General features: G+C 70.1%; 19 protein-coding genes. 10 read left to right on the forward strand and 9 right to left on the reverse strand.

Annotated elements, in window-relative coordinates:
* The first annotated feature begins 6 nt into the window (after window positions 1–6).
* The 4 genes from sigM to trxA all read left to right on the forward strand — a co-directional run bounded on the left by sigM (window position 7) and on the right by trxA (window position 3,088).
* Window positions 7–696, forward strand: coding sequence for an RNA polymerase sigma factor SigM (sigM, locus tag ABTZ17_RS01730; protein ID WP_352193516.1), 690 nt, complete (start codon window positions 7–9; stop codon window positions 694–696).
* A 5-nt stretch (window positions 697–701) separates the two neighbouring features.
* A complete protein-coding gene (locus ABTZ17_RS01735; protein ID WP_352193517.1) occupies window positions 702–1,622 on the forward strand; it encodes an RsmA family anti-sigma factor in 921 nt (306 codons plus the stop codon).
* 136 nt (window positions 1,623–1,758) lie between these two features.
* Window positions 1,759–2,718, forward strand: coding sequence for a thioredoxin-disulfide reductase (gene trxB / locus ABTZ17_RS01740; RefSeq protein WP_352193518.1), 960 nt, complete (start codon window positions 1,759–1,761; stop codon window positions 2,716–2,718).
* 40 nt (window positions 2,719–2,758) lie between these two features.
* Window positions 2,759–3,088 (forward strand): thioredoxin, encoded by a 330-nt coding sequence (gene trxA / locus ABTZ17_RS01745; protein WP_352193519.1) that lies wholly within the window; start codon window positions 2,759–2,761, stop codon window positions 3,086–3,088.
* Window positions 3,089–3,180: 92 nt separating this feature from the next.
* Here the strand turns inward: trxA and ABTZ17_RS01750 are convergent, their stop codons facing one another.
* The 9 genes from ABTZ17_RS01750 to rpmH all read right to left on the reverse strand — a co-directional run bounded on the left by ABTZ17_RS01750 (window position 3,181) and on the right by rpmH (window position 9,668).
* Window positions 3,181–3,798: a GNAT family N-acetyltransferase gene (locus ABTZ17_RS01750; RefSeq protein ID WP_352193520.1), complete on the reverse strand. Its 618-nt coding sequence runs from the start codon at window positions 3,796–3,798 to the stop codon at window positions 3,181–3,183.
* A gap of 217 nt (window positions 3,799–4,015) precedes the next feature.
* Window positions 4,016–5,083: a ParB/RepB/Spo0J family partition protein gene (locus ABTZ17_RS01755; RefSeq protein WP_352193521.1), complete on the reverse strand. Its 1,068-nt coding sequence runs from the start codon at window positions 5,081–5,083 to the stop codon at window positions 4,016–4,018.
* Window positions 5,080–6,174: a ParA family protein gene (locus ABTZ17_RS01760; protein ID WP_352193522.1), complete on the reverse strand. Its 1,095-nt coding sequence runs from the start codon at window positions 6,172–6,174 to the stop codon at window positions 5,080–5,082. The genes ABTZ17_RS01755 and ABTZ17_RS01760 overlap by 4 nt, the downstream gene beginning before the upstream one ends.
* Window positions 6,175–6,404: 230 nt before the next feature.
* Complete coding sequence (gene rsmG, locus ABTZ17_RS01765; RefSeq protein WP_352193523.1) at window positions 6,405–7,124, reverse strand: 16S rRNA (guanine(527)-N(7))-methyltransferase RsmG; 720 nt, start codon at window positions 7,122–7,124, stop codon at window positions 6,405–6,407.
* Between the two features lie 103 nt (window positions 7,125–7,227).
* The gene (locus ABTZ17_RS01770) at window positions 7,228–7,740 is read right to left on the reverse strand and encodes a Jag family protein (RefSeq protein ID WP_352193524.1); all 513 of its coding nucleotides are present in this window, start codon (window positions 7,738–7,740) and stop codon (window positions 7,228–7,230) included.
* A 15-nt stretch (window positions 7,741–7,755) separates the two neighbouring features.
* Window positions 7,756–8,853, reverse strand: a complete 1,098-nt coding sequence (gene yidC, locus ABTZ17_RS01775; RefSeq protein WP_352193525.1) for a membrane protein insertase YidC — start codon at window positions 8,851–8,853, stop codon at window positions 7,756–7,758.
* Between the two features lie 3 nt (window positions 8,854–8,856).
* Window positions 8,857–9,138 carry a membrane protein insertion efficiency factor YidD gene (gene yidD / locus ABTZ17_RS01780; RefSeq protein ID WP_150208749.1) on the reverse strand — a complete coding sequence of 94 codons (282 nt, stop codon included), beginning with the start codon at window positions 9,136–9,138 and terminating at the stop codon, window positions 8,857–8,859.
* Complete coding sequence (rnpA, locus tag ABTZ17_RS01785) at window positions 9,135–9,509, reverse strand: ribonuclease P protein component (RefSeq protein ID WP_352193526.1); 375 nt, start codon at window positions 9,507–9,509, stop codon at window positions 9,135–9,137. Before rnpA ends, yidD begins: the two co-directional genes overlap by 4 nt.
* A gap of 21 nt (window positions 9,510–9,530) precedes the next feature.
* On the reverse strand, window positions 9,531–9,668 hold the full coding sequence (gene rpmH / locus ABTZ17_RS01790) for a 50S ribosomal protein L34 (protein WP_014137019.1): 138 nt from the start codon (window positions 9,666–9,668) through the stop codon (window positions 9,531–9,533).
* Window positions 9,669–10,019: 351 nt separating this feature from the next.
* On the opposite strand from rpmH, the gene dnaA reads away from it, so the two are divergent.
* The 6 genes from dnaA to ABTZ17_RS01820 form a co-directional block, all read left to right on the forward strand.
* Entirely contained in the window at window positions 10,020–11,801 is a 1,782-nt protein-coding gene (dnaA, locus tag ABTZ17_RS01795) for a chromosomal replication initiator protein DnaA (RefSeq protein ID WP_352193527.1), read from the forward strand.
* Between the two features lie 1,030 nt (window positions 11,802–12,831).
* Window positions 12,832–13,962: a DNA polymerase III subunit beta gene (gene dnaN / locus ABTZ17_RS01800; protein ID WP_352193528.1), complete on the forward strand. Its 1,131-nt coding sequence runs from the start codon at window positions 12,832–12,834 to the stop codon at window positions 13,960–13,962.
* Window positions 13,963–14,169: 207 nt separating this feature from the next.
* Entirely contained in the window at window positions 14,170–15,045 is an 876-nt protein-coding gene (gnd, locus tag ABTZ17_RS01805; protein ID WP_352193529.1) for a phosphogluconate dehydrogenase (NAD(+)-dependent, decarboxylating), read from the forward strand.
* 125 nt (window positions 15,046–15,170) lie between these two features.
* Window positions 15,171–16,307, forward strand: coding sequence for a DNA replication/repair protein RecF (gene recF / locus ABTZ17_RS01810; protein ID WP_352193530.1), 1,137 nt, complete (start codon window positions 15,171–15,173; stop codon window positions 16,305–16,307).
* A complete protein-coding gene (locus tag ABTZ17_RS01815; RefSeq protein ID WP_502994574.1) occupies window positions 16,304–16,873 on the forward strand; it encodes a DciA family protein in 570 nt (189 codons plus the stop codon). The genes recF and ABTZ17_RS01815 overlap by 4 nt, the downstream gene beginning before the upstream one ends.
* Window positions 16,874–17,178: 305 nt before the next feature.
* Window positions 17,179–18,293, forward strand: a 1,115-nt coding sequence (locus ABTZ17_RS01820; RefSeq protein ID WP_352193531.1) for an ATP-binding protein, incomplete at its 3' end; no start/stop codon positions are given.

Consider the following 18,293-nt stretch of genomic DNA (forward strand, 5'->3'; position numbering starts at 1 on the left):
CCCGCGTTGGACCACGCACCGACCGGCGACGTCAGCGACCAGGAGCTCCTGGACCGCCACGTCGCCGGTGACCCTGATGCCTTCAACGAACTGGTCCGGCGGCACCGGGACCGGCTCTGGGCGGTGGCGCTGCGGACCCTCGGGGACCGGGAGGAGGCCGCGGACGCCGTCCAGGACGCCCTGGTCTCCGCCTACCGGGCCGCCCACGGCTTCCGCGGGCAGTCGGCCGTCACCACCTGGCTGCACCGCATCACGGTGAACGCCTGCCTGGACCGCGCCCGCAAGGCTGCCGTGCGCCGCACCTCCCCGCTGGAGGACACCGAGCGGCTGGAGCGGCTCCTGGAGCCCCACGAATCGGCCGAGGCCCCCGCCGAGCGCCAGGACCTCCACCGCGAGCTCCTGGCCGCCCTGAGGACCCTCCCCGCCGAACAGCGGGCCGCGCTGGTCCTGGTCGACATGCAGGGCTACCCGGTCGCGGAGGCCGCGCGGATCCTCGACGTCCCCACGGGCACGGTGAAGAGCCGCTGCGCACGGGGCCGGGCCAGACTCCTCCCGATGCTCACTCATCTGCGCGGTGACAGCGGGGATAACAGTGACGCGGACCGGGGAAGGAACCGGACGCAGGGGACACCCGTCCCACCAGCAGCAGAACCCAGGGACCCAGATGCTGTGAAGGGCGGAGGTGGGCGAGCGTGAGTTCCATGACCGACACGGTCCGGCACCCGGACGTCGCGGAGATCTCCGACCTGACCGAGGGATTGCTCTCCCCGGCGCGGACCACCGAGGTGCGCGACCACCTCACCGGCTGCGCCCTGTGCTCGGACGTCCGCGCCTCCCTGGAGGAGATCCGCGGGCTGCTGGGGACCCTGCCCGGGCCCCAGCGGATGCCCGGGGACATCGTGGGCCGGATCGACGCGGCCCTGGCCGCCGAGGCCCTGCTCAGCGCCACCGCGCCCGAGGACCGCGCTCCCGCCACGGACTCCGGACCGGACGCGGACGATGTTTCACGTGAAACGGCGCCCCGGCGTCAGACCGCCCGCAAGGCCCCCGACCGCCCCGCCGGCACGGCGAACGGCTCCCACGGCCCCGGGCGCACCCGCCGCCGCAGGTACTACTCCTTGCTGGGCGCCGCCGCCCTGTGCGTGGGGATCCTGGGAGGCGGGGGCCTGCTCCTCCGCCTGGTCGACGGTGGGTCGGCCGACATGAAGAAGGCCGCCACCGCCCCCGCGACCGGAACCCACCAGGAGTTCACCCAGGACGGACTGGGCACCGCGGTGCGGGACCTGCTCGGCGGGGACGCCCCCGAGGCGGGGGTGGACCGGGGTGCCAAGACCGAACCGCAGGCGGACACCTTCGGCGAAGCGAGCGTTTCGGGCCCCAAGGTCCGCTCGGCCTCTCCGAGCGAGGTGCCCACCTGCGTGACGGCCGGCACCGGCCGCACCGACTCCCTCCTCGCCTTCGAGCGGGGCACCTACCAGGGCCGGGACGCCTTCCTCCTCGTCCTCCCGCACAGCGGGGACAGCGGGCGGGCCGACGCCTATGTGGTGGACGCCTCGTGTGCGGATTCCACGGCCGGGAAGCCCGGCTCGGTGCTGCTGAAGAGCACGTACCCGCGGCCCTGAGGACGCCACGGTGCCCGGCTGCCGGTCACGGCGGCGGTCCGGGAATGCTCGCGCCGTAGGATCCGTTGGGTGGGGTGAGACCAAGCACCGGCCCCCCGGTTGTCAGCAGGCTGTCCGTAGAGACGAGGAAGTACCCGTGAGCGACGTCCGTAACGTGATCATCATCGGCTCTGGGCCGGCCGGTTACACCGCCGCCCTGTACACCGCGCGCGCCTCGCTCAAGCCCCTCGTCTTCGAGGGTGCCGTCACCGCGGGCGGTGCGCTGATGAACACCACCGAGGTGGAGAACTTCCCCGGGTTCCGTGACGGGATCATGGGCCCGGACCTCATGGACAACATGCGCGCCCAGGCCGAGCGCTTCGGTGCCGAGCTGGTTCCGGACGACGTGGTCTCCGTGGACCTCACCGGTGAGATCAAGACCGTGACCGACACCGCGGGCACCGTGCACCGCGCGAAGGCCGTGATCGTGACCACCGGTTCCCAGCACCGCAAGCTCGGACTCCCCAACGAGGACGCGCTCTCCGGCCGCGGTGTCTCCTGGTGCGCGACCTGCGACGGGTTCTTCTTCAAGGACCAGGACATCGCCGTGGTCGGCGGTGGTGACACGGCCATGGAGGAGGCGACCTTCCTGTCCCGCTTCGCCAAGTCCGTCACGATCGTGCACCGCCGCGACTCCCTGCGCGCCTCCAAGGCCATGCAGGACCGCGCCTTCGCCGACCCGAAGATCAAGTTCGCCTGGGACAGCGAGGTCGCCGAGATCCACGGTGACGCGAAGCTGTCCGGTCTGACCCTGCGCAACACCAAGACCGGCGAGACCTCCGAGCTGCCCGTCACCGGCCTGTTCATCGCCGTGGGCCACGACCCGCGGACCGAACTGTTCAAGGGCCAGCTGGAGCTCGACGACGAGGGCTACCTGAAGGTGGCCGCGCCGTCGACCCGCACCAACCGCACCGGCGTCTTCGGCGCCGGCGACGTGGTCGACCACACCTACCGCCAGGCGATCACCGCCGCGGGCACCGGCTGCTCCGCTGCTCTGGACGCCGAGCGCTTCCTCGCGGCCCTCTCGGACGCGGAGACCGCGGCCGCGGCCGTCTGAACCACCCCACCCATTCCCCCGCAGTAAGAAGGAGGCCGCTGTGGCCGGCACCCTCAAGAACGTGACCGACGCTTCGTTCGAGGAGGACGTCCTCAACAGCACCAAGCCCGTCCTCGTGGACTTCTGGGCGGCCTGGTGCGGCCCGTGCCGTCAGATCGCCCCCTCCCTGGAGGCCATCGCGGCGGAGCACGGCGACCAGATCGAGATCGTCAAGCTCAACATCGACGAGAACCCGGCCACCGCCGCGAAGTACGGGGTCATGTCCATCCCCACCCTGAACGTCTACCAGGGCGGCGAGGTCGCCAAGACCATCGTCGGTGCCAAGCCGAAGGCCGCCATCCTGCGCGACCTCTCCGACTTCATCCAGTAGGAGACCGGTCCGCAGCTCCGTTTCACGTTTCACGTGAAACGACGGACAGGAAACAGGGCCGCCCTCCGGGGCGGCCCTGTTCGCTTGGGCCCTCACAGCGGGCGGAGGGCGGGTTCCTTCTGCACGGCCCCGAGCAAACGGTCCAGGGCCAGTTCCACGTCCTCTTTCCAGGACAGGGTGGAACGCAGCTCCAGCCTCATCCGCGGGTGCACCGGATGGGGACGGACGGTCTTGAACCCGACCGAGAGCAGGTGGTCCGCCGGCAGCAGGCAGGCCGGGCCCTCCCAGCGGGCGTCCCCGAACGCCTCGACGGCACGGAAGCCGCGACGGAGCAGATCCTTGGCCACCGTCTGCACGATGACCCGCCCCAGCCCCTGCCCCTGGTAGCCAGGCAGGATCCGTGCCGTGATCAGTTGGACGGCGTCACCGGAGACCGGGCTCGTGGGGAAGGCCAGGGAACGGGGTACGTAGGCCGGCGGCGCGTAGAGGACGAAGCCCACGGGGGCGTCGTCCACGTAGACCACCCGCCCGCAGGATCCCCATTCGAGGAGGACCGCGGAGATCCAGGACTCCTTCTCCAGCTCCGCGGTACCGCCCCTTACCGCGGCTTCTCCGCTGACGGGATCGAGCTCCCAGAAAACGCAGGCCCGACAGCGCTGCGGCAGGTCCTTGAGGTTGTCGAGCGTGAGCGGTACAAGCCGACGGCCCATGATCCGAAAAAACCTCCGACGGCTCCCAGTCCCAGACCCGCGGTCACCAGTCCGGTACGACTGACCGATCGCATGGCTCCCCGCCCCCTCCACCTTCAGGTGCCGCCGAGTGGAATTGCCATACCTGACGGCATCGTAGCCACCCGCCGATTGACCCGAAACCGGGAGAAAGCAAAGGGCGGGCCGAAGCCCGCCCTCTGTCCGTCCCGCGGCCCCCTCAGGCGCCGGTGTCCTCACCCGACTGGTCCAGCACCCGGCGCTCGCCGGGGGCCAGGGTGGTCAGGATCCGCTCCAGGTCCTCCATGGAGGCGAACTCCACGGTGATCTTGCCCTTCTTCTGGCCCAGGTCCACCTTCACCCGGGTCTCGAAGCGATCGGAGAGGCGCGTCGCCAGCTCCGACAGGGCGGGGGACACCCGCGCCCCGGCCCGCGGGCCCTTGGGCTTCACCGAGCTGGACGGGCTGGAGCCCATGAGGGTGACGATCTCCTCGACGGCCCGCACCGAGAGCCCCTCGGCCACGATGCGGTGGGCCAGCCGGTCCTGCTCGGCCGTGTCCTCCACAGCCAGCAGGGCCCGGGCGTGTCCGGCGGACAGCACCCCGGCGGCCACGCGCCGCTGTACCGGCGGCGACAGCCGGAGCAGCCGGAGGGTGTTCGAGACCTGCGGCCGGGACCGGCCGATGCGATCGGCCAGCTGGTCGTGGGTGCACTTGAAGTCCCGGAGCAGCTGGTCGTAGGCGGCGGCCTCTTCCAGCGGGTTGAGCTGGGCCCGGTGCAGGTTCTCCAGGAGCGCGTCGAGGAGGAGCTTCTCGTCCTCGGTGGCCCGGATGATCGCGGGGATCCGCTCCAGTCCCGCCTCGCGGCAGGCCCGCCAGCGGCGCTCGCCCATGATCAGTTCGTAGCGTTCGGCGCCCACCCGGCGGACCACCACCGGCTGGAGGAGGCCCACCTCCCGGATGGAGGTGACGAGCTCCGCGAGGGCGTCCTCGTCGAAGACCTCGCGGGGCTGCCGCGGGTTGGGGGTGATGGAGTCCAGGGGCAGCTCGGCGAAGGTGGCACCCGGCACCTGCTCCGCGGACGGGACCCGCGGCTCCGCGCTCTCGCGCGGCGGGCTGCTCTGCGGGAGCCCCGTCACCTTCGCGGCCGCCACCCCACGGTCCGTGGTCAGCACCGGGACCGCCGCCGGCGAGGTCGATCCCCCACCGGCCACCGGAACCTTCTCCTGGGGAGCAGCGGGGATGAGCGCACCGAGCCCCCGCCCCAGACCCCTACGTCGCTCGCTCACTGAATCCCCTCCGCCATGCTGTGCGTGCTGTTCCGGTCCCCGCCCGTGTGGGCGGTCCGGGCGTCGTACTGGATGCCCACCCCGCGGTAGGCGATCTCCCGCGCCGCTTCGAGGTAGGAGAGCGAACCGCTGGAACTCGGGTCGTAGGTGAGCACCGTCTGCCCGTAGCTCGGAGCCTCGGAGATGCGGACGGACCGCGGGATGCTGGTGCGCAGGACCTCCTTGCCGAAGTGGCTGCGCACCTCCTCGGCCACCTGGGAGGCCAGGCGGGTCCGGCCGTCGTACATCGTCAGCAGGATCGTGGAGACGTGCAGGCCCGGGTTGAGGTGGGCACGGACCAGGTCCACGTTCCTGAGCAGCTGGCCCAGGCCCTCCAGGGCGTAGTACTCGCACTGGATCGGGATCAGCACCTCGGCGCCCGCCACCATGGCGTTCACCGTGAGCAGCCCCAGGGAGGGCGGGCAGTCGATGAGGATGTAGTCCAGAGGCTGCTGGTAGGCCTGGATCGCCCGCTGGAGCCTGCTCTCACGGGCCACCAGGGAGACCAGCTCGATCTCGGCGCCGGCCAGGTCGATGGTGGCCGGGGCACAGAAGAGGCCCTCGACGTCCTGGACCGGCTGCACCACCTCCATCAGGGGGCGGCTCTCGACGAGCACGTCGTAGATGGAGGGGACCTCGGCGTGGTGGTCGATGCCCAGGGCCGTGGAGGCGTTGCCCTGCGGGTCCAGGTCGATCACCAGGACGCGGGCACCGTGCAGGGCCAGGGAGGCCGCCAGGTTCACCGTGGTCGTGGTCTTGCCGACCCCGCCCTTCTGGTTGGCGACGACCATCACTCTGGTCTGCCCCGGACGGGGGAGTCGGCCACCCGATCGGCCCAGGGCGTCCACCGCCATCTGGGCGGCGCGCCCGACGGGCGGGGTGCTCTCGTCAAGCGGCGGCGACGGTGTTTCACGTGAAACATTCACGCCCGCCGACTCGGTGCGGGGGCCGGGGACCGGGTCGGCCATCGGCCCCGCGAGGTTGGCGTCGGACCGCACGGATTCACTCTCCTCGACATCAGGCTCAGGCTCGGGACAGACAGAGCCTGCCATGGCGACCGGGTCGTGAACCAGCGGGGCCCGTGCTCCTGTGGATGATTCGACCGTTGTGGACAACTCTGTGCCCCCCGCCTCCTTACGGCCGCGGGGGGACGCAGCCGCACGCCCGCGGCTGATGATTCCGTGCAGCAGTGAGCGATGTTTCACGTGAAACACGATGCACGGGAGGAGTGCTCAGTCCCCTTCGACACTCCGCAGAGCCGCCCCGCTGGGGGCGCAACGGATCAACGGCGGCGGCGGGCCCGCCCTGCTCGCGCGGCCTTGGCCCGCTTGGCCGCGAACCGTACGCCGCCGGGGCTCTCGCCCACCTCGACCCGGACCACGGTGGACAGCGGGTCGACCACGCCCTCCCCCACGTGCAGCACGGAGGTGTCCACCACGCCGAGCTTGCTCAGCGCGGCCTTCGCCGAGACCAGCTCCTCTTCGGCGGTGTCCCCCTTGAGCGCCAGCATCTCTCCGTACGGCCGCAGCAGGGGAACGCCCCAGCCGGCCAGCCGGTCCAGCGGTGCCACCGCACGGGCCGTGACCACGTGCACCGGGGGCACCTTGCCGAGCATCTCCTCGGCCCGCCCGCGAACCACGGTCACGTGGTCGAGGCCGAGGAGCTCGACGACCTCCTGGAGGAAGTTCGTCCGGCGGAGCAGGGGCTCCAGAAGGGTGATCTTCAGGTCCGGACGGACCAGTGCCAGCGGGATGCCGGGCAGGCCGGCGCCCGAACCGACGTCGCACACGGTCACGCCCTGGGGGACCACCTCGGAGAGCACCGCGCAGTTCAGCAGGTGCCGCTCCCACAGGCGCGGGACCTCACGCGGACCGATCAGTCCGCGCTTGACCCCGGCGTCCGCCAAGAGCTCCGCGTACCGGACGGCCTCGGGGAAATACTCGCCGAATACCGCCCGGGCCTCCTCGGGAGCCGGGGGAAGCTCGGCTGCTGCCTCCGTCACGGGGACCGTCCTTCCGTACCGCTGTGGGTTGTTCCGAATGCCAGGCTGACAAACATCGGCCCCGTCTGCTCTACAGACGGGGCCGACTCACTGCTCTCTCCGGTCAGGCCGGGAGCACAACGACGAAGCGCTGCGGCTCCTCGCCCTCGGACTCGCTGCGCAGGCCCGCGGCCGCGACGGCGTCGTGGACGACCTTGCGCTCGAAGGGGGTCATCGGGTCGAGCTTGACCGGCTCACCGGTGCTCTTGGCCTCGTCCGCGGCCTTGGCGCCGATGGCCGCCAGCTCCTCGCGCTTCTGCGCCCGGTAGCCCGCGATGTCCAGCATCAGACGGCTGCGGTCGCCGGTCTCCCGGTGCACGGCCAGGCGCGTCAGCTCCTGGAGCGCTTCGAGGACCTCACCGTCGCGACCCACGAGCTTCTGCAGCTCACGGGTGGCGGAGTCACTGACGATCGAGACCGAGGCGCGGTCCGCCTCGACATCCATGTCGATGTCGCCGTCGAGGTCGGTGATGTCCAGCAGACCTTCGAGGTAGTCGGCCGCGATCTCACCCTCCTGCTCAAGGCGGGTGAGGGTGTCGCCACCCTCGGCGGCGGCGGAGATGGTGCCTTCCGTCACGGGATGGGCTCCTTCTTACTTCTTGGGCTTCGGGGGGTTCTGGCGCTGCGACTTCGACTGCCGCTTCGGCTGCTGCCGCTTCGCGGCGCCACCGCTGGCGGCGTCGGAGTCGGCGGTGGCTTCGGTGCTGACGATCACGCTGCCGTCGCTCTGCGCGGCCAGACCCTGCTTGGTCAGGCCGGTCACGAAGCGGCGCTCGTTGTCGTTGCGGTCCGGGCCCTTGGCCACGATCGCGGCGACCACGTTCTTCCGCCGACGGCCCTTGACCTCGTGGTGCGAGGTCACGTGCTTGAGCAGGCGCGTCAGGTACTGGTCCTGGGCCTTGGAGCCCGGGGTGGGGTTCTGGTTGATCACGTACATCTGCTGGCCCATGGTCCACACGTTGGTGGTCAGCCAGTAGACGAGGACACCGACGGGGAAGTTGATGCCCATCACGGCGAAGATCACCGGGAAGATGTACATGAGCATCTTCTGCTGCTGCATGAAGGGCGTCTTGACCGTGAGGTCGACGTTCTTCGCCATCAGCTGCTTCTGCGTGTAGAACTGCGACAGCGACATCAGGATGATCATGATCGCCGTGACGACCCGGACGTCCCAGATGGAAGCGTCGAGCGCCGCGACCTTTTCGGCGCTGTCGGTGAACTTCGCCGCCAGCGGGGCACCGAAGATGTGGGCCTGACGGGCGCTCGCCAGGAGCGGCCCGTCGATGAAGCCGATCTCCTTGCCGTTGGCGATGCTCGCGAGCACGTGGTAGAGCGCGAAGAAGAACGGGGACTGCGCCAGGATGGGAAGGCACGAGGAGAGCGGGTTGGTACCCGTCTCCTTGTACAGCTTCATCATCTCTTCGGACTGGCGCTGCTTGTCGTTCTTGTAGCGCTCCTGGATCGCCTTCATCTTCGGCTGGAGCGCCTGCATGCCGCGCGTGGCCTTGATCTGCTTGACGAAGAGCGGGATCAGGCAGATGCGGATGAGGACCACGAGGGACACGATGGACAGGCCCCAGGCCCATCCGCTGTCTGCGCCGAACAGCGCCCCGTACACCTTGTGGAACTGGACGATGATCCACGAGACAGGCGTGGTGATAAAGCTGAACAGACTGGCAATCGTGTCCACTAATCAGGCTCCTTGAGCATTGCGAGGTCTACGCAACGCACTGCGCAGTTGTTCGTGCCAACGCGGGCGTTTACGAGGTGGGACGTGATCGACACCGCCCGGGGACCACGGATTGCACCGCAGGATCCGCCAGGCGGTGAGGGCCGTCCCCTTCACCGCACCATGCCGGTCGATGGCCGTGTACCCGTAGTGCGAGCACGAGGGGTAGTAGCGGCACACCGGCCCGAGCAGCGGACTGATCGTCCACTGGTACAGCTTGATCAAAGCGAGCAGCGGGTACTTCATCGAGCCACGCCTCCCAGCAGCCGCTCGAAGGCGGCATCCAGGTCCCGGGCCAGCTGACCGTGATCGGCTTCGCCCGCACCGGGCAGCGCCCGCACCACGACCAGGCTACCGGGGGGCAGCTGGGCGAGCCGCTCGCGGACCAGGTGCCGCAGGAGGCGCTTCACCCGCGTGCGGACGACGGCGCCACCGACGGCCTTGCTGACGACGAAACCCGCACGCGTCGGGGGAGCAGAGTCCCCCGGCCCGTGCGGGTCCGTTGCACCGCTGGTACGGAGATGAACGACGAGGAGCGGGCGGCCTGCCCGGCGACCCCGTCGTACCGCGGCCGCGAAGTCCTCACGCCGCCTCAGCCGATTATCGGAAGGCAGCACGACGTCGTGACCTGCGCGTTGTTACGCGGACAGCTCGGTGCGACCCTTGGCACGGCGGTTCGCGAGGATCGCGCGGCCGGCACGGGTACGCATACGCAGACGGAAACCGTGGGTCTTGGCACGACGACGGTTGTTCGGCTGGAAGGTGCGCTTGCTCACTCGGGGGCTCCAGAAAATGAATCGTTGTGGCGGTACATCGCCTGGCTGTCACCGTGCGCCCACGAAGGAAACTCGCGATTCGCCCGAGTGGCACCGCTCAACATCACGTTGCGTGATCTTCGCCCATCGGTAGGCAGGCGGCAGCAGCCATCGACAACTCGACCTCGTTACGGTACGCGGCACGGCGCGTCGCGGTCAAACCGAGCAGGGGGCACCCCCTGCTGTACACAGCCTGTGGACAACAACTTGTACCGCAGCGGTCACGCTGACTACCTTGGTTTGACCCCGCATTTTTGTCCCGACCGTCCCGAAGAACCACACATCCGTGGGACCTGTGAGAGAGCGTGCTCTGTGGCTGACGTACCTGCCGATCTTGCCGCAGTGTGGCCGCGAGTGCTCGAGCAGCTTCTCGGGGACGGCGCCCAGGGCGTCGAGCCCAAGGACCAGCAGTGGGTGGAGCGCTGCCAGCCGCTGGCGCTGGTGGCGGACACGGCCCTGCTGGCGGTGCCGAACGAATACGGCAAGCAGGTCCTGGAGGGCCGGCTGGCCCCCTTGATCAGCGAGACACTGACCCGCGAGTGCGGCCGCCCCATCCGGATCGCGATCACCGTCGACGATTCCGTGGGCGAGCCGGCCCCGCCCGCGGAGCGGCCCCGCTACGAGAGCCAGGACCGTCGGGACGGCGGGTACGAGTCCTACGGCGGCTACGGCCAGCGCTCCGGCGAGGAGCAGCTCCCGTCCGTCCGCCCGGTCTACCCCGAGTACCAGCAGCCCCGCCCGGAGCCGGGGGCCTGGCCGCGTTCCGCCCCGCAGGAGGAGTACGGCGGCTGGCAGCAGCAGCGGCTCGGCGGTTTCCCCGAGCGGGATCCGTACGCCTCCCCTTCCTCCCAGCACGGCTACGGGGCTCCGAAGTCCGAGCAGGGCGGGTACGAGCAGCAGTCCTACGAGCCGTACTCCTACGAGCCCAAGCCGTACGAGCAGCAGCGGCCCGAGCGCTCCGAGGGTCCGGCGGACCGGGGGCGTCCCGGCGGCGCCGTCGGCGGGCCCTCCGCGGCACCGCCGCCCGCCTCCTCCGGTTCCTCCTCGGGTCCGGTGGAGCCCACGGCCCGGCTGAACCCCAAGTACCTCTTCGACACCTTCGTCATCGGCGCCTCCAACCGCTTCGCCCACGCGGCCGCGGTGGCGGTGGCCGAGGCCCCGGCGAAGGCGTACAACCCCCTCTTCATCTACGGGGAGTCGGGGCTGGGGAAGACCCACCTGCTGCACGCGATCGGGCACTACGCGCGCAGCCTCTACCCGGGGACCCGGGTGCGGTACGTGAGCTCGGAGGAGTTCACGAACGAGTTCATCAACTCCATCCGCGACGGCAAGGGCGACGCCTTCCGGAAGCGGTACCGCGAGATGGACATCCTGCTGGTCGACGACATCCAGTTCCTCGCGAGCAAGGAGTCGACGCAGGAGGAGTTCTTCCACACCTTCAACACCCTGCACAACGCGAACAAGCAGATCGTGCTGTCCTCCGACCGGCCGCCCAAGCAGCTGGTGACCCTGGAGGACCGGCTGCGGAACCGCTTCGAGTGGGGCCTGATCACCGACGTGCAGCCGCCCGAGCTGGAGACGCGGATCGCGATCCTGCGCAAGAAGGCGGTGCAGGAACAGCTCAACGCCCCGCCGGAGGTACTGGAGTTCATCGCCTCCCGGATCTCGCGCAACATCCGCGAGCTGGAGGGCGCGCTGATCCGGGTCACCGCCTTCGCGAGCCTGAACCGGCAGCCGGTGGACCTCGGGCTGACCGAGGACGTGCTGAAGAACCTGATCCCCGGGGGCGAGGACAGCGCGCCGGAGATCACGGCGGGGGCCATCATGGCCGCCACCGCGGACTACTTCGGGCTGACCGTGGACGACCTGTGCGGTTCCTCGCGCAGTCGGGTGCTGGTGACGGCCCGGCAGATCGCGATGTACCTGTGCCGGGAGCTGACGGACCTGTCGCTGCCGAAGATCGGGGCCCAGTTCGGCGGTCGCGACCACACCACGGTGATGCACGCGGACCGCAAGATCAGGGCCCTGATGGCGGAGCGGCGCTCCATCTACAACCAGGTCACGGAGCTCACCAACCGCATCAAGAACGGCTGACGGCCGCGGCCTCGGGCCGCGAGGAGCCGTCGTCGGGACGAGGCGAAGGGCGCCCCGGGGGAAGCACTCCCGGGGCGCCCTTCGCGTTGTCAGGGCGGTGTGCGGCGATCGGCTCGGGCCCCGCAGAGGGGCCCGGCGGAAACTCCTCGGGGCCCTTCGGAGATCCGTCGGAGGCCCCGCGGAGGCCCGTCCGAAGGCCCACCGGGGCCTCATCGGGGACCCCTCGGGGGCCGCGCACGGCTCCGGACGGTGGGTCAGGAGCCGTGGACGCACGAGCGGTCCGTTCGAATAGTGAGGTGGTTACGTATGTTCTCCACAGATCACCCGACTTTTTGCCGTCCACACCCTGGGGACTCCCGCGACTACCCACAATCCATCCACAGGCCGGGCTGTTGAGGGAGTATCAGCCCAGGTCAACCGCCTGTGAATTTGTGGGCGCCGGAGATCCACAGCCTGTGGACAAAGATTCTGTCCACAGGCTCGCCCACAGCGTTGTCCACCGGCAGCCCACAGGATGCGGCTCCTTGTGCACAGCTTCGGGCCGCTTACCCACATCGTTGTCCACTGTTCGGCAACATCAGGTTCACCTTCACCGCCCCGAGTGAAAGGCGTCACACCAAGGTGGACGGTTGGCCTGTGGGCAAGCCGGGTAAAGCTGGGGACGCAGCTGTGGACTACTCGGCCTCTCCTGGGGACGGGGTGTGCAGAACTTTCCGTTCTCCACAAGGAACCTCGGTTGTCCACCGGTGCCACCCACAGGGGTTGGGGACAAAATCTGGGCACTGACCTGCGAAAACGGGGTTATCCACGGTTTCCACAGGCCCTACTACTACCCCCATAGACAGTTAGGCCGGAATCCGTTTTGAAGCGGGTCCTGTGTACAACTCGCCTCTCGGCCTCCCCGACGACTCGGGCCCGATTTGACGGCCGGCAGCACCGAGTGTCGGCGCCGTACGTCAGACTGGTCTCCGGCATTCAGCCGACGAGGTAGGCCGGCAGGGCGAGCGAGCAACAGCAGGAGGCGGTTCCGGTGAAGATCCGGGTGGAGCGCGACGTACTGGCGGAGGCGGTGGCGTGGACGGCCCGCAGCCTCCCGGCACGGCCGCCGGTCCCCGTTCTCGCAGGCCTTCTCCTGAAGGCGGAGGAGGGCTCACTGAGCCTCTCCGGCTTCGACTACGAGGTCTCCGCCCGCGTCTCGGTCGAAGCCGACGTCGAGGAGGACGGCACCGTCCTCGTCTCCGGCCGGCTGCTCGCCGACATCTGCCGCGCCCTCCCCAACCGGCCGGTCGAGATTTCCACAGACGGTGTACGGGCGACCGTCGTCTGCGGCTCCTCCCGGTTCACCCTCCACACGCTGCCTGTGGAGGAGTACCCCTCGCTGCCGCAGATGCCGACCGCCACGGGCACCGTTCCCGGTGAGGTCTTCGCCTCCGCCGCCCAGCAGGTGGCCATCGCCGCCGGCCGCGACGACACCCTCCCGGTGCTGACCGGCGTCCGCATCGAGATCGAGGGCGACCGCGTCACCCTGGCCTCCACCGACCGCTACCGCTTCGCCGTCCGCGAGTTCCTGTGGAAGCCGGAGAACCCGGAAGCCTCCGCCGTGGCCCTGGTGCCCGCCAAGACGCTCCTGGACACCGCCAAGTCCCTCACCAGCGGCGACACGGTCACGCTGGCGCTGTCGGGCTCCGGTGCCGGTGAGGGCCTCATCGGCTTCGAGGGCGCGGGCCGCCGCACCACCACGCGGCTGCTGGAGGGCGACCTCCCCAAGTACCGCACCCTCTTCCCGACCGAGTTCAACTCGGTCGCGGTGATCGAGACCGCCCCCTTCGTGGAGGCCGTCAAGCGCGTGGCCCTCGTCGCCGAGCGCAACACCCCGGTGCGGCTGAGCTTCGAGCAGGGCGTCCTCATCCTGGAGGCCGGTTCCAGCGACGACGCACAGGCTGTGGAGCGCGTGGACGCCAAGCTGGAGGGCGACGACATCTCGATCGCCTTCAACCCCACCTTCCTGCTCGACGGCCTCAGCGCCATCGACTCCCCGGTGGCCCAGCTCTCCTTCACCACCTCCACCAAGCCCGCGCTGCTCAGCGGCCGCCCGGCCGTCGACGCCGAGGCCGACGAGGCGTACAAGTACCTGATCATGCCGGTGCGCCTCTCCGGCTGACGCACCCCGGTCAGCCCCGTCGCCGGTTTTCCACCGGCAGTACGTCTTCGCAGGTCAGGCCCGGTTCCGCGGAAAAGCGGGACCGGGCCTCGCGACTCCCGTGGGGCCCGTCCGGCGGGCCCGGCGTAGGCTCGGATCCGAGTGGGGCGCCTGACTGGATCAGGCCACACCCGGCATATCAGGCCACAACGTTTAAGGAACCAACTGATGGAGCTCGGTCTCGTCGGCCTCGGCAAGATGGGCGGCAACATGCGCGAGCGCATCCGCCGCGCAGGCCACACCGTCATCGGATACGACCGCAACCCCGACCTCGCGGATGTCCACAGCCTGCGCGAGCTTGTGGACGGGCTCCAGGCTCCGCGCGTCGTGTGGGTCATGGTCCCGGCCGGCGCCGCCACCCAGTCCACCGTCGACGAGCTCGCCGAGCTGCTCTCCCCCGGTGACATCGTGGTCGACGGCGGGAACTCCCGCTGGACCGACGACGAGAAGCACGCCGAGGAACTGGCCGCCAAGGGCATCGGCTTCGTGGACTGCGGGGTCTCCGGCGGCGTCTGGGGCCTGGAGAACGGCTACGCCCTGATGTACGGCGGCGACAAGGAGCACGTCGCTGCCGTCCAGCCGATCTTCGACGCCCTCAAGCCCGAAGGCGACTTCGGCTCCGTACACGCCGGCAAGGTCGGCGCGGGCCACTTCGCGAAGATGGTCCACAACGGCATCGAGTACGCCATGATGCAGGCGTACGCCGAGGGCTGGGAACTGCTGGAGAAGGTGGACTCCGTCACCGACGTCCGCGAGGTCTTCCGGTCCTGGCAGGAAGGCACGGTCATCCGTTCCTGGCTGCTGGACCTGGCGGTCAACGCCCTCGACGAGGACGAACACCTGGACCGGCTGCGCGGCTTCGCGCAGGACTCGGGCGAGGGCCGCTGGACCGTCGAGGCCGCGATCGACAACGCGGTCCCGCTGCCGGCGATCACCGCCTCGCTCTTCGCCCGCTTCGCCTCCCGTCAGGAGGACTCCCCGCAGATGAAGATGATCGCCGCGCTGCGCAACCAGTTCGGTGGCCACGCGGTCGAGAAGAAGTAGCGGAACAGCACCGAAGGTCCCCGCGGCGTCCCCAGGACCCCGCGGGGGCGGCTTCCATTCTCCCGCCGGACCAGGCGGCGGAACCGAAGCGGAACGAAAAGGCAGCCGGGGGAGGTCGGCACCACATGCACGTCACGCATCTGTCGCTGGCCGACTTCCGCTCCTACGCCCGGGCCGAGGTCCCCCTCGAACCGGGCGTCACCGCATTCGTGGGCCACAACGGCCAGGGCAAGACCAACCTGGTCGAGGCCGTCGGCTACCTGGCGAGCCTGGGCAGCCACCGGGTCTCCTCGGACGCCCCGCTGGTACGGATGGGCGCCGACCGCGCCGTGATCCGGGCGGCCGTCACCCAGGGCGAGCGCAGCCAGCTGGTGGAGCTGGAGCTCAACCCCGGCCGCGCCAACCGCGCCCGGGTCAACCGCTCCTCCCAGGTCAGGCCGCGGGACGTGCTGGGGATCGTTCGCACCGTCCTGTTCGCGCCCGAGGACCTGGCCCTGATCAAGGGCGACCCGGGCGAGCGCCGCCGCTTCCTCGACGAACTGATCACCGCCCGCTCCCCGCGGATGGCGGGGGTCCGCTCCGACTACGAGCGCGTGCTGAAGCAGCGGAACACCCTGCTGAAGTCGGCGGCGATGGCCCGCCGGCACGGCGGCCGCTCGATGGACCTCTCCACCCTCGACGTCTGGGACCAGCACCTCGCCCGCGCCGGAGCCGAGCTGCTGGCCCAGCGGCTCGACCTCATCGCCACCCTCCAGCCGCTGGCCGACAAGGCGTACGAGCAGCTGGCCCCGGGCGGCGGCCCCCTCGGCCTCGCCTACCGCAGCTCGGCGGGCGACGCCCTCGACCCCGCTGTCCACAGCTCCCGGGACGAGCTGTGCACGGCGTTGCTCACCGCGCTCGGCGAGGCCCGCAAGCAGGAGATCGAGCGCGGGGTGACGCTGGTGGGACCGCACCGCGACGAGCTGCTGCTGCGCCTGGGCGACCTGCCGGCGAAGGGGTACGCCAGCCACGGCGAGTCCTGGTCGTACGCGCTCGCGCTCCGACTGGCCTCCTACGACCTGCTGCGCTCCGAGGGGGCCGAGCCCGTGCTCGTCCTCGACGACGTCTTCGCCGAGCTCGACGCGCGCCGCCGGGAACGGCTGGCCGAGATGGTGGCCCCGGGCGAGCAGGTCCTGGTGACGGCGGCGGTGGACGACGACGTGCCGGACATCCTGACCGGGGCGCGGTACGCGGTCTCCGGCGGGGCGGTGACGCCGCTGTGAGCGGCGCCGACCGGTCCGCGGCGCCGGGAGCCGAGGAGCCGGGCGGGGTCCGCCGGGTGCCCGAGGCCACCGGGGTGGACCTGGCGCGGCAGGCGCTGGCGGCGGCGAAGGAGGCGGCCCGGGCGCGCGGCGCCGCGGTCAACGACCGCAAGCGGGCCCGGCAGGGCGGGCTGCGGTCCGGGGCCCGGGCGGACGGCCGGGATCCGATGCGGCTGGGCGCGGCCCTGGAGCGGATGCGGACCGAGCACGGCTGGGAGCAGCCGATGGCGGTGGCCGGGGTGATGCAGCGCTGGGACGAGATCGTGGGCCCGGAGGTGGCGGGGCACTGCCGGCCGGAGGCGTACGACGCGGATCCGGAGAAGCGGGAGCTGGTGGTCCGTTGTGATTCCTCGGCGTGGATGGTGCAGCTGAGGCACCTGACCCCGCACCTGGTGGCGCTGCTGAACAAGGAGCTGGGGCAGGGGACGGTCCGTTTCATCAAGGTGCTGCCGCCCGCGGGGAGCGGTCGCCGGTACGGCCCGCTGCGGGCTCCGGGGAGCACCGGGCCCGGGGATACGTACGGGTGAACGGGTCCCTCCGACGGCCCTGAGCGGTGTGGTGTCCCGCACGGTAGTCGGAGGTTGACAGCCCGAAGGCCTGGATGCCGTCGTGAGCCTCCTGGGGCCCCTTCCCGAATATGGGGAGTCGGGAGCCGAGGGTTCAGGGCGGCACATGCGGACTCAGGTACCCGCAAACCCCCATTCATGTCGGTGGTACCGGTAGACTGGAGGAGAATCCCGCCCCTTGGCGGATTCGCCGCTAACACAAAGCTGACAACGCAGAACGACGCAGCCGCTCCTGCTTGCATGCCTGCTGGCCCGGAGTACGGCCTGTGCTGTGCCAGAAAGGGCGCTTCGTGGCCGATTCCGGCAACCCCAACGAGAGCAATCAGTACACCGGCAGCAACATCCAGGTCCTGGAGGGCCTGGACGCGGTCCGCAAGCGGCCCGGCATGTACATCGGCTCGACCGGCGAGCGGGGCCTGCACCACCTCGTGTACGAGGTGGTCGACAACTCCGTCGACGAGGCGCTGGCCGGGCACGCCGACACCATCGACGTCACGATCCTCGCCGACGGCGGGGTGCGCGTGGTCGACAACGGCCGCGGCATCCCGGTCGACATCGTTCCCTCGGAGGGCAAGCCGGCCGTCGAGGTCGTCCTGACGGTGCTGCACGCGGGCGGCAAGTTCGGGGGCGGCGGGTACGCCGTCTCCGGCGGTCTGCACGGCGTCGGCGTGTCCGTGGTGAACGCCCTCTCGACCAAGGTCTCGGTCGAGGTGAAGCGGGACGGCTACCGCTGGAGCCAGGACTACAAGCTCGGTGCCCCCACCGCGGCGCTCGCGCGCAACGAGGAGACGACGGACACGGGCACCTCGGTGACCTTCTGGGCCGACGGGGACATCTTCGAGACCACCGAGTACTCCTTCGAGACGCTGTCGCGGCGCTTCCAGGAGATGGCCTTCCTGAACAAGGGCCTGACCCTGTCGCTGACCGACGAGCGCGAGTCGGCGAAGGCCACGGTGGGCGCGGACTCCGCGGAGGAGGCCGACGACAACCAGGCGCGGACGGTGAAGTACCACTACGAGGGCGGCATCGTCGACTTCGTGAAGTACCTCAACTCGCGCAAGGGCGAGCTGATCCACCCGACCGTGATCGACGTGGAGGCCGAGGACAAGGAGCGCATGCTCTCGGTCGAGATCGCGATGCAGTGGAACTCGCAGTACACCGAGGGGGTGTACTCCTTCGCGAACACGATCCACACGCACGAGGGCGGCACCCACGAGGAGGGCTTCCGGGCGGCGCTGACCTCGCTGGTCAACAAGTACGCGCGGGACAAGAAGCTGCTCCGCGAGAAGGACGACAACCTGACGGGTGACGACATCCGTGAGGGTCTGACGGCGATCATCTCGGTGAAGCTGGGCGAGCCGCAGTTCGAGGGCCAGACGAA

The sequence above is a fragment of the Streptomyces sp. NPDC097619 genome (assembly GCF_040302735.1).
Taxonomy (GTDB): domain Bacteria; phylum Actinomycetota; class Actinomycetes; order Streptomycetales; family Streptomycetaceae; genus Streptomyces.

Excerpts from the sequence above, each read along its gene's own strand:
- ABTZ17_RS01760 (WP_352193522.1), bottom strand. The coding sequence starts at position 6,174 with ATGGCAGGCTCTGTCTGTCCCGAGCCTGAGCCTGATGTCGAGGAGAGT.
- recF (WP_352193530.1), top strand. The coding sequence starts at position 15,171 with ATGCACGTCACGCATCTGTCGCTGGCCGACTTCCGCTCCTACGCCCGG.
- ABTZ17_RS01750 (WP_352193520.1), bottom strand. The coding sequence starts at position 3,798 with ATGGGCCGTCGGCTTGTACCGCTCACGCTCGACAACCTCAAGGACCTG.
- gnd (WP_352193529.1), top strand. The coding sequence starts at position 14,170 with ATGGAGCTCGGTCTCGTCGGCCTCGGCAAGATGGGCGGCAACATGCGC.
- ABTZ17_RS01735 (WP_352193517.1), top strand. The coding sequence starts at position 702 with ATGACCGACACGGTCCGGCACCCGGACGTCGCGGAGATCTCCGACCTG.
- yidD (WP_150208749.1), bottom strand. The coding sequence starts at position 9,138 with ATGAAGTACCCGCTGCTCGCTTTGATCAAGCTGTACCAGTGGACGATC.